This window comes from Flagellimonas baculiformis, from assembly GCF_033441575.1.
Taxonomy (GTDB): domain Bacteria; phylum Bacteroidota; class Bacteroidia; order Flavobacteriales; family Flavobacteriaceae; genus Flagellimonas; species Flagellimonas baculiformis.
In genome coordinates, this window is record NZ_JAUZVW010000015.1 from 99,736 (window position 1) to 111,526 (window position 11,791).

Below are 11,791 nucleotides of genomic sequence, written 5' to 3' on the forward strand. Positions count from 1 at the left end.
TTTATGGCTTTTTGAGTTTTGTTCGATATTTTTCCAAGGCCTCAGGATTGAGGTCCAATTTGAGATGGTCCTTACCGAAGCGGTTTTGGAACACACTTACATGGTCTAGGACATAGGTAAAATCCTGCTTGAGTTCTTCCATTTGCTCCACCAACCGATCATATCGGATCTTAGGAACGGTGACCTCCCCATCAAAGGGTTCTGGCTGCGAGGGTTTCTTGGTCTCGGTCAATTGCCGTTCGATAAAGTCAAAATCGTTGTCCCATCCCTCCTCCCCATCGGATTCAAGTTCCTGCTCAAACAATGCCTGCATCATCCCAACAGTGGGCAGGGTCTGTTCTTTTTCGATGCTGCGCATGATGGCGACCATGGCATTGAAGCGCCGCCTTATGTAGTGCTTCATGCTGGCCATGGTCTCCCCTAGGTGTTGGTCTGGGGAGATGCCATGGCATTCAAAAAATTGCACCATGAGCAAGAGGGTCATGGAACGGGATTGCCCAAACCTGCCGGAAAACCTCCTAAATTTTGAAGCCACCGAGCTTTTTACCCGAATGGTCCTGAACCGTTCTTTTTCGAATCCCTTATCCATTTTTGCGTCAAAAACATCTTGATTTTATTGGGCTGGAGGCCCTTTTTAGTCAAAAATCCATTCACCCCATTTTGCCTTAATCTCGCCAACCCCCATAAACAGGGGCCTTGCGCAGCAACTATGATCGGTAGGACGCGCTAGCGTGCTACCCTCTTGCTTCTCCTTTTTGCGCCAGGGGCCCAAAAAGTATCGCACAACATGGGTCAAGACCCAGTTGCCTGTGCTGTGAAAGTCAAATCGATGGGTACGGAACAAGGAAAGTCAAACCGATCTAACAAAGCAGATCAAAAGAATGCCGCACTTTAATTACTGTTGAAAACCAACACTTTAAAGATATAAAAACCAAGGTTCAGGACATAAAAAAAGCCCATCATAATGGATGGGCTTCGATGGTGTGTTTTAGGGTTCACATATTGAACACAAAATCATAATTGTATAGATTTCGCATGGCTTCCCTTCGACTCCGCTCAGGGCAGGCCTCAATTGGATATCATGGTCCATGCCATAATTTTGGCAAATTGGCGCAATTCGGTCCCGGAACGACTTTCCACATCTTCCTTTGATACGGAAAGCAAACGTTCTTGGGTTTCGCCATCGAGGTTTGTAAAATTCAAATAGACCATAATTCAATGTTAAAGAAATTCATTGGTTACAAATCATAAAGGCTTGGATCAAATCCATCGGGGTAATCCCCAAGGTCATGTTGCAGTTCCGACCCTATTTCAAGATCGGTCATTTCAGTATTCGCTTCCATGACCATTGGATTATAAAATACCATTATCGGCAAAACTGTAATACCTACCATCAGGCGCAAGGATGATATGGTCCAAAACCTTGACATCAAAAAGCTGTGCCGCCTCTTTGATCTTTTGGGTCAATTGTTTGTCCTGATAACTTGCCTTGAGTTGTCCAGAAGGATGGTTATGGGCGAGGATGATCCCCACGGAAAGGGTCTTTAGGGTAATGGCAAAAAGGATGCGCAGATCTACCAAGGTACCTGTGATGCCCCCATGGGATAGTGGATAAATGCCCTTTACCTTGTTGGACTGGTTGAGCAGCACGATCTTAAAGGTCTCGTGCAGGCCTATGGTCTTGTTGTCCCAATTTTGGAACAATAGATTCGCCACCTCATTGGAGTTCGTCACGGACAGGGATTTCAGGGTACTGAGCTTTTCCCGATAACTGATCTGTATTTCATTGACACGGTGTTCCATTTCAAATGTGTTAAGGATGAAAAAGAAAGGGATGCCCAAAAGTTGGACACCCCCTATCCATTCTATTCGGTGGTATTGTTATCACCACCACCCAAAAGCAGGATCTCACTGGCCACCACTTCGGTCACATATTTTTTATTGCCCTCTTTGTCCTCATAGGATCGGGAGGTCAATTTCCCTTCGATGGCAACTTCCTTGCCCTTGGTCACGAAGCCTTCGATGATGTCCGCCAGTTTTCCCCATGCGATGATGGTATGCCATTCGGTGTTGGTCACCCGTTCCCCTTCGGAGTTTTTGTAATGTTCATTGGTGGCCATGGTGAACCGTGCCACACGTTTGCCTTTGTCAAGGTCTGTGATGGTAGGGTCCTGCCCCACATTTCCGATAAGTTGCACTTTGTTTCTCAATGTACTCATGATAAAAAGTTTTAAAGGCCTGCTATCTTCCAGTATGGATAAATCAGCAAACAGGGTTAAAAATTCCCCCTCTTTTTTTGGTCATTGTTTCCCAAATTTTAAGGGGCGTTTGTTTGCTTCTTACGTGCGTAGCACCATAAAAGAAGGGGGTTCTGTCAAGGCTTTTGGACAGAAATCGGGAGGCTCCGCGACGTAGTAAAATCCAAGGATTTTCAAGGAAGTGGAAACCCTATTTGTGGACAAAACCTGTCTTGGCCTTGACAGGTTCGATGAGGGCCTTAGGAATTCCTTCAGACCCATTGGCAAGGGAGTGTACGGGAAGTTAAGCGACTGCAGGCGATGGCGTCCTGATTGGAAGTCCTTGGGCACTGCCCTGTTTTTCGATGCCCCGAAAAACAACGAGGGCTTCTTTTATTATGGACCCCTTAAAATTTGTTGGGCGGACGGACGGATTTGCGGCCTTTCCCGGCAAAGCCCCAAGAAGGGTTTGCTAAGGAAGGGCGCACCAAAGATCCGTTTGGACGGCTTCCGTTTTGACCAAATGAAGTTTCATCAAACATTACGACAATAAGGGAACAAACGTATTGGAGTTACCCTACGACCGGATTATTTTTCATCTACAGTGATAAGCATTTCGTAATTGTTCGGATACGGTTTTTTATGCCCGGAAGCTTTCATATTGTCTCATAAGTCCTGTCGCCGTTTCTCGAAGAATCAGACCCCTAACCTTCCTGAAGTCCCCTCCAAAACACGGACAGTTGTTTGGGTGTCTCAACCTGCGAAGCCTCTCATGTACAATTTTATTGAAGGTCTTGGCGAACCATGGGGCTGCCAACAACGGCTGAAATATAAGTTAGCCCAAAAAATAGTTCCTCTTTGAAACTAAGTGTTCCACTTCATCCGCTGAAGTCGAACAGCATTCAATATTGCCAATAAGGCAACCCCCACATCAGCAAAAACTGCTTCCCACATCGTGGCTAGGCCTCCCGCTCCAAGGATGAGCACAAATGCCTTCACGCCAAAAGCGAGCCCAATATTTTGCCAAACTATCTTTCGGGTGGAGCGTCCTATTTTAATGGCCCGTGCCATCTTGCTCGGTTGGTCGGTCTGAATGATGACATCTGCTGTTTCAATGGCCACATCACTACCCAAGCCTCCCATGGCAATGCCCACATCGCTGATGGCCAGAACGGGCGCATCATTAATGCCATCGCCCATAAAGGCCACTTTGGTGTCTGATTGTTTTTTGAGTTCTTCGACTTCGCCGAGCTTATCTTCTGGTAATAGGCCGCCCTTTGCCCAATCAAAGTTTAACTTTTTCGAGACTTGTTGCGTTATGGAATCTTTGTCACCCGAAAGCATTATGATTTTCGAAATCCCGGCATCCCTGATTTGTTGGATGGCTTGATGGGCATCTTCCTTGAGTTCATCTGCAATGGTAACATAGCCTGCAAATTTTTCATCAATGGCCAACATTACAATAGAATCTACAATATCATCGGTTTCTGAAGGTACATCAATGTTGTTTGAGGCCATTAGGGCTTTATTGCCCACCAGCACTGTTTTCCCATTGACCGTTCCCCTTAATCCCTTTCCTGCAACTTCCGATACATCGGTTACCTTTATATCCGTGCCTTCGGCTTTGTATTCCAAAATTGCTTTTGCTATGGGATGGGTAGATTGTTCCTCCATGGCCATCAGGTATTTCATAAACTTGGCTTCCTCAAATTGGGCGGTCTTGATCTCCTTGATTTTAAAAACCCCTTTGGTAACGGTTCCCGTTTTGTCCATCACTACCGTGTTCACTTTGGTGATTGCTTCCAAAAAAGATGCACCTTTGAAAAGAATCCCATTTCGGGATGCCGCTCCCAGACCACCAAAATAGCCGAGCGGAATGGAAATGACCAAGGCACAGGGACAGGAAACCACAAGGAATATTAAAGCGCGATAAAGCCAATCCTTAAATACATAGTCATTTAGAAAAAAGTAGGGCAAGAACGTTAATCCAATGGCAAGGAAAACCACAATGGGCGTATATATTCTTGCAAATCTTCTAATGAACAGTTCTGTCTTTGATTTTCTGGCTGTGGCGTTTTGTACCATATCCAAGATTCGAGTGATGGAACTGTCCTTGAATTCTTTGGAGGTTTCTACATCGATAACACCCTCGAGATTAATACTTCCGGCATAGACTTTTTCGTCCCTATTTATCGTATCGGGCTTACTTTCGCCAGTAATTGCCGCCGTATTGAGGGAAGCTCTTTCGGATAAGAGAATACCGTCCAAGGGGATTTTCTCCCCCACACGTACTTGTATCCTTTCGCCAATCTCGACGGTTTCGGGATTTACGGTAACGAAATTCCCGTTACGAAGCACCAAAGCTTCGTCCGGTCGCGCATCCAAAAGGGCCTTAATATTTCCCTTTGCCCGATTGACTGCTGCATTTTGGAACAGTTCGCCCACGGCGTAAAACAACATTACCGCCACGCCCTCTGGGTATTCGCCTATGGCAAAGGCCCCTAAAGTGGCAATGGACATCAGGAAAAATTCAGTAAAGAAATCACCATGCTTTATACTGTTCCAACCTTCTTTGATGACAGGAAAACCAACAGGCAAATAGGCAAGGGTGTACCATGCGATCCTTATCCAGCCCTTGAAAAACGGGAAAGCATCAAAATAGTCCACTGCTATGCCGATGATGAGCATTACAAAACTGAAAATGGCCGGTAAATAGGTTTTGAATTTAGATACACCTTCAGGACCACCATGGTTATGGCCACTTTCGTGTCCGTTTTCGCCCTGGCGTTCCTTTGAACCTAGATCACGTAGTTTTACTTTTTTCTTTTTCATAGACGGTAAGGTCGTAATTAGTTTCGTGCAACGGAAGTGCAATTATTGCCCGCTGCATTTGTCGCAAATTCCCTTAATGACCAAATTGGCATTTTCTGCCACATACCCATCAGGTAGATTGATATGGGGAATCTTATGCTCAGTGAGACAGACCGTTTCATCACAGTTATCGCAATGAAAGTGCAGGTGCAGATCTTGTTCCATTTCACAATTGCAACCTGGTTCGCACAGGGCATACTTTGAAATATTGGTGCCATCATCTATTTGGTGCACAATGCGTTTTTCCTCAAAGGTCTTCAGGGTCCGGTACAATGTGGTTCTGTCCGCTTTTGAGAAAGCGTTCTCCATATCGGTCAGTGCAATGGCCACTTCCTTTTCAGCCAAATATTTATAGATCAAAATACGCATCGCCGTTGGGCGTACACCTTTATTTTCCAATGTTTTTTCAATGTCTGTCATCGTATTGTGATTATATCAATGATCATGTCCCGCATCCCCTTTTTTCATTTGGGCCATTAAATAGTAGGCATTGTTGTATGCAAATGTAGTGTTTGGTCCAATAGAGTCTACAAAATCGATGGCGACCCAATTTCCGTCATGTGGACCGGTGGTAATTTCGACAGGTTTGAAGCTCCAGTCATTGCCTTCGCGCTCCGCTGTAAATATATACTTCATTCCCTCGTTCGAACTTATTGCACTTTCAGGCATCGCAACAGTCTCGAATTTTTGGATTTCAATCCGTCCTTCAACATACATCCCTGGAATCAGCTGCCCTTCCTTGTTCTCGATTTCAGCATGGACGTGTATCGCTTTGGGATTTTGCTCGAAAGTTTTCCCTACGGAATAAATTTTCGCAGTAAGTTCCTTTCCGGGAATGGATTGTACATTGAAGGATACTTGCTGGCCTACCTTTACTTTGTACACATCCTTTTCAAACACCATTAAATCGGCATGGACGTGATGGGTGTCAACGATTTCAAATAGGTCGGTCTGCGGTTCTACGTACTGCCCGGTTTTGACGGCTACTTTTTGGACAAATCCCTCAATGGGACTTCGCAATGCCACCCGTTGGTAAATCGTACCGTTTCTGACCCCGGATGCACTAATGTTCAATTGTTCCAACTGTGCTTCCAATCCTTTTGCCAGGCTTTGGGAGGCCCGGTATTCCGCTTCGGCCTTTTGAAAGTTGGACCCGCTGCCCACCCCGGCATCATACAAGTTTTTTTGTCTTTCAAATTCCTTCTTAAGAAACTGGCTGTTACTGTAGGAGTTCAGGAAATCGGTCTGTTTCTGGATGATATTGGGGTGGGACAAATAGGCGACCGTTTGTCCCTTTTTTACTTTGTCGCCTTCAATGACCTCTATGGACACCACATTGGCACCCACGACCGTCGTAATGGTCGCTTCATTCTGAGGTGGGACCTCCAGTTGGCCATTGGCTTCCACATACTGCTTCATAACACGTGGGGCAACGGTATCGATTTTCATGTTAAGGTTGCGGAATTGCGTTTCCGTTAGCATGGCTTCCTTGACTTCACCTTCTTTGTGCATTTCACCCACTTCAGGATTTTTTTGCTTTGCTTCCTCAGTATCGGCTTTGGAATTCCCACAGGAAGTAAGAACCAAGAGCATCGTCACGAGCCCGATAACGCTATATTTAAAAAGATTGTTCATTTGTCTATTGTTTAAAATATTGTAATTCAAATACTGATTCTAGATAGTTGTCAAGAGCGTCAAGTGCATCCATTTCCGTGTTTATGGCATCCCGAATAATCTGTGTGAACGCTGCATAGTCCACCGCACCCTCCACGTAGGCCAACAACGCTCCCCTGCGCTGCTCTTGGGCAAGCGGCAAGGCCTTGTCCCTATAAAATTGCCACGATGCGCTCCATTTCCGATAGGCTTGCACCGCCTGCCGATATTCGGATTGCAGCTGGCGTTTGGTATAATCTGCATTGGTCTTTGCGATTTCACTTTCAATTTTGGCGGCCTTGGCTTGACTACGCTGTCCACCTGAAAACAAAGGAACCGAAATGCCGGCTTGATAGGTGTAGAACCCGCTATTGCCATTGACCTGTTGCAGTCCGCCCTGAAGGTTGAACTTAGGCAGCAGGTCGGCACGTGCCGCATCGTATGTCGCCTCGGCCTCCTCGATGCTCCTTTGTGAAAGTTCCAGCGCTGGGTGTTTTCCCAAATCCCCGTCCCATCCCAAAACCGTTACCGAACTTTCATCAAGCTTTTCTGGAACGGAATAGTAGATGTCCGAAACCAACCAAAGATTGAGCTTTTGCAGGGCGATGGCATAATCACTTTCGGCCTGTTGCAGTTGATTGTTGATTTGTAAGGCCTGATTTGTGGCCGATGAATATTCCAGCCGGGAAATGGCCTCTACCTTGAAGTTGAGTTCTATTGCTTTTTTAAATTGTGAATAAATGGAATCCAGTTCACGGTACAGTTCAAATTTCTGTCGTTGTCGATAGGCTTCTGACCAAGCCTTTTTGACCTCCTGTTCCACTTGCAGTTCGGAAAGGTCAAGAGCTGTCTCGGCCAAAGCGATGCGTTGTCTCTGCAAACGCCTTTTTGCACTGATGCCCAACAGGTCGATATTCTGTTGTCCAACCCCAACCAAGGTATAAATTCCTTGTCCGTCCGCAATTTCTTCGCCACCTGTGAAGACTTGGGTATTGCCAAGGTCGTAAGCCATACCTTTTAGGGCGGTTTGTTTTTGGACCTCCCATTGTTTCGCTTTCAACAGCGGGTAGTTTTTCTTGGAAACTTCCACCGCCTCTTCCAATGAAATAGCGGGCAGTGAATCTTTAGGCTGGATCTGCCGTGCATTTTCAAAACCTTCTTGCGCATGCATTTTGGCAGGCAGTGCGGTGGCGAACAAAAGAAGGACCATGACCACAGGGGTAACCCATTTCGGGTCGGGTTTACTCATCCGTTCCGAACGTCCCTCGACCCATTGGTAAAAGATGGGTAGGATAAAGAGGGTCAAGAGGGTCGAAGTTATCAAGCCACCAATGACCACGGTGGCCAAAGGTCGCTGTACCTCTGCCCCGGCCGAAGCCGAAACGGCCATGGGAAGAAACCCTAAAATATCCGTAAAGGCCGTGAGCATAATGGGACGAATCCGTCTTTTGGTGCCTTCTATAATTCTACCTTTAAGATTGGTCACACCTTCTTCCTTCAGTTCATTGAGACCACTTATCATGACGAGTCCGTTCAGAACGGCCACGCCAAAAAGCACGATAAAGCCGACCCCCGCGGAAATACTAAAGGGCATATCCCTTAACCAGAGGGCGAACACACCGCCAATGGTGGCCATCGGGATGGCGAGGTAGATCATCAAGGTCTGTGGAAAGGACTTTAGCGCAAAATAAATCAATATGAAAATCAGGAACAAGGCAATAGGGACCACAGTTTGCAATCTATTGCTGGCGCGTTCCAGATTTTCGAAAGCTCCACCATACCGAATGTAATATCCTGTGGGCAGGTCAAACTGAGCATCCAATTTTTCTTGGATATCCTCTACAACGGATTTTACGTCACGGTCGCGAATATTGATGCCCACATAGGTCCGCCTATTGGTATTGTCACGGCTTATCTGCATGGGGCCGGGTTCATAACTTACCTCGGCAATTTCCCGTAATGGGATTTGCAAACCATTGGGCAGGTTGATGAACAGGTTCTGGATGTCCTCGATGCCTTGCCGGTTTTCCTTTTGAAGTCTTACGACCAGGTCAAACCGTTTTTCACCCTCGAAGATTACGCCCGCCTTTCCTCCTGCAAAGGCGGCCTGTACCACTTTATTGAGCTGTTCGATCTTTAGACCGTACTGTGCCAATTTATTGCGGTTATAGTCAATGGTGATTTGTGGCAGGCCGTCCGTGGCCTCAACTTTCATATCTGCCACACCGGGAACGGTGGCAATGATTTCCCCCATTTCCTCGGCCTTGCTTGCCAATATGCCGAGGTCTTCCCCGAACAATTTAATGGCCACATCCTCACGAACACCCGTAAGCAATTCGTTGAAGCGCATTTCTATAGGTTGGGTAAACTCAAAATTCACACCGGGAACGATACTGATGGCCTCCTTCATTTTTTCCACCAATTCATCCTTGCTTTCTGCAGATGTCCATTCATCCGTTGGTTTGAGGATAACGAAGACATCGGCGATATCCATGGGCATCGGGTCCGTTGGTACATCGGCGACACCGATACGGCTGAGAACGGTTTCCGCTTCGGGAAATTCGGCCTTCACGATACGTTCAATCTTTGTCGTGGTTTCGATGGTTTCCGACAGGGAACTGCCGGGTTTCAAGATCGCGTGAAAGGCAATATCACCTTCGTCCAATTGCGGGATAAACTCACCACCCATTCTCGTAAAGGCGAAAATGGCAATGGCAAAAAGGCCAAGGGCAATGCTTACGACCATTTTGGCCTTTGAAAGTGATTTGGTCAACAACGGTTCATATTTCTGCTCAATCCAATGCACGAACCTATCGCCATAGGATTGTTTTTTGGATTTTGGCGGCCGTAGGAACAATGCCGAAACCATGGGCACATAGGTAAGGCACAATAGCATGGCCCCGATCATGGCGAAAATGAAGGTGAGGGCCATGGGCCGGAACATTTTCCCTTCGACGCCCTCCAAGGCTAAAATGGGCAGGAACACGATTAGAATGATCAGCTGGCCAAAGAAAGCGGCGTTCATCATTTTTTTGGAGGCCTTGGCGGCGATGTCATCCCGTGTTTCTGCACTAACGCCATTCTTTTTGACCACATAGGAGTACATTAAAAAAACGGTGCCCTCTACGATGATCACCGCACCATCCACAATGATTCCAAAATCGATTGCCCCCAAGCTCATCAAGTTTGCCCATACGTCAAAAACATTCATCAGAATAAAGGCAAACAATAGGGATAAGGGTATGGTCGAAGCCACAATGAGTCCGCCACGCCAATTTCCCAATAACAAGACCAACACGAAGATCACGATAAGCCCACCTTCCAAAAGGTTCCCCGTTACCGTGCCTGTTGTCTCGGCGATCAATTCGCTGCGGTCAAGGAAAGGTTTGATGGAAACACCTTCAGGAAGGGACCGTTGTATCTGTTCTACCCGTTGGGTCACATTTTCAATCACCTCATTGGAATTAGCCCCCTTGAGCATCAAGATCATTCCGCCCACGGCTTCGCCCTTTCCATCTTTGGTAAGTGCACCGTAGCGTACCGCGCTTCCCATACTTACCTTTCCTATATCCTTCACTTTGATGGGAATGCCATTAACGGCCTTGACCACCATGTTTTCAATATCAGATATGGTCCTGGCCAGTCCTTCACCACGAATGAAGTTGGCTTGATGGTTACGCTCGATGTAGGCCCCACCTGTATTCTGGTTGTTGTTTTCAAGGGCCGAGAACACTTCTGTAATGGTAATACCAATGGCGCGAAGTTCGTCCGGGTCAACCGCCACTTCGTATTGCTTTTTGTTTCCGCCAAAGGCGTTTACCTCGACCACGCCGGGTACCATGGCCATCTGTCTCCGTACAATCCAGTCCTGCATCGTTCGCAGTTCCGTTGCCGAATATTCACCTTGATGTTCATCATCTACTTCAAGGGTATATTGGTAGATTTCACCCAATCCCGTTGAAATTGGCCCCATAACGGGTTTGCCAAAGCCAGAAGGGATCTGTTCCTGAACCTCGGGCAGTTTTTCGGCTACAAGTTGTCTGGGCAAATAAGTGCCCACCTCATCGTCAAATACAATGGTCACCACAGAAAGCCCAAAACGGGAAACAGAGCGGATTTCCTTGACATTGGGTAGGTTGCTCATCGCAACTTCCACGGGATAGGTCACGAATTGCTCAATATCCTCTGTTCCCAGATTAGGTGATTGAGTGATGACCTGCACTTGATTATTGGTGATATCCGGTACGGCATCGATGGGAACTTGGGTCATGCTATAAACGCCCGCACCAATCAATGCGAGGGTCAGCAGACCAATAATAAATTTATTATTGATTGAAAAATCAATGATTCTGTTGATCATGGACAAGGGTATTGATTCAGTTTATATTCTTACTGGGCGCATTGATGAAAAGCAACGCACGATATTGACGTAACCATGAAAAAGTCACGTCAAAACAGGATAGTTTTATCCTATAAAAACTGGATCATGCCCGAGGGGGCTGTAAAAGAGAAGGTGGAATATCCTTGCCGAGGTCATCAAAATGGGCAAAGAATTCGTCTGGGATTTCTGGCTGGTACGGTTCAAATGCGACAAGCCCAAAATCTATGGTGTGAACGTGGCAACAATGACATTGACAGAAAGGCGAGCAAAGTTCACAATCGTCACCTTGGTCGCCGTCAGAATCGACTACCGAAACAGTTTGGCAATCGTCAGAGGCATTCCCTGAATCACTACAAGGCACCACGTTGAGCGCCAAGAAGTATATTGTTAATATGATTGTCAAAAATTTCACGGGGCAAAGATAAAAAAATCCAAGTGCAACTCTATTGCAAAGAATGGTTCTTAAAAGGAACTCTTTTTGGACCAATAAAAAGTAGTTCCAAACTTCATTATTGGAGTTTTCCCCCTAAAATATCAGGTCATTACTAGAGTATGAAAAAAGTGACAACGGCAACGGCTTTATGTATCCTATGATAGGAGCAACTTTTTTAGGATAATTTTTTTCTATTGGATTCGATTTTTAGAATAC

9 protein-coding genes are annotated in these 11,791 nt (G+C 46.2%); all 9 read right to left on the bottom strand.

Annotated elements, in window-relative coordinates:
• Position 1 precedes the first annotated feature (1 nt).
• Entirely contained in the window at positions 2-589 is a 588-nt protein-coding gene (locus SD450_RS17585) for a BfmA/BtgA family mobilization protein (protein ID WP_318345691.1), read from the bottom strand.
• 479 nt (positions 590-1,068) lie between these two features.
• Positions 1,069-1,212 carry a hypothetical protein gene (locus tag SD450_RS17590; protein WP_318345692.1) on the bottom strand — a complete coding sequence of 48 codons (144 nt, stop codon included), beginning with the start codon at positions 1,210-1,212 and terminating at the stop codon, positions 1,069-1,071.
• Positions 1,213-1,353: 141 nt separating this feature from the next.
• A complete protein-coding gene (locus SD450_RS17595) occupies positions 1,354-1,803 on the bottom strand; it encodes a JAB domain-containing protein (protein WP_119618872.1) in 450 nt (149 codons plus the stop codon).
• Between the two features lie 62 nt (positions 1,804-1,865).
• Positions 1,866-2,219, bottom strand: a complete 354-nt coding sequence (locus tag SD450_RS17600; protein ID WP_036385938.1) for a single-stranded DNA-binding protein — start codon at positions 2,217-2,219, stop codon at positions 1,866-1,868.
• A gap of 882 nt (positions 2,220-3,101) precedes the next feature.
• Entirely contained in the window at positions 3,102-5,069 is a 1,968-nt protein-coding gene (locus SD450_RS17605) for a heavy metal translocating P-type ATPase (protein WP_136565956.1), read from the bottom strand.
• A 42-nt stretch (positions 5,070-5,111) separates the two neighbouring features.
• The gene (locus SD450_RS17610) at positions 5,112-5,528 is read right to left on the bottom strand and encodes a Fur family transcriptional regulator (protein ID WP_108246765.1); all 417 of its coding nucleotides are present in this window, start codon (positions 5,526-5,528) and stop codon (positions 5,112-5,114) included.
• A gap of 15 nt (positions 5,529-5,543) precedes the next feature.
• On the bottom strand, positions 5,544-6,743 hold the full coding sequence (locus SD450_RS17615; RefSeq protein WP_318345693.1) for an efflux RND transporter periplasmic adaptor subunit: 1,200 nt from the start codon (positions 6,741-6,743) through the stop codon (positions 5,544-5,546).
• A 4-nt stretch (positions 6,744-6,747) separates the two neighbouring features.
• The gene (locus tag SD450_RS17620; protein ID WP_318345694.1) at positions 6,748-11,121 is read right to left on the bottom strand and encodes a CusA/CzcA family heavy metal efflux RND transporter; all 4,374 of its coding nucleotides are present in this window, start codon (positions 11,119-11,121) and stop codon (positions 6,748-6,750) included.
• A gap of 124 nt (positions 11,122-11,245) precedes the next feature.
• Complete coding sequence (locus tag SD450_RS17625) at positions 11,246-11,554, bottom strand: DUF6660 family protein (protein WP_081894468.1); 309 nt, start codon at positions 11,552-11,554, stop codon at positions 11,246-11,248.
• Positions 11,555-11,791: the final 237 nt, after the last annotated feature.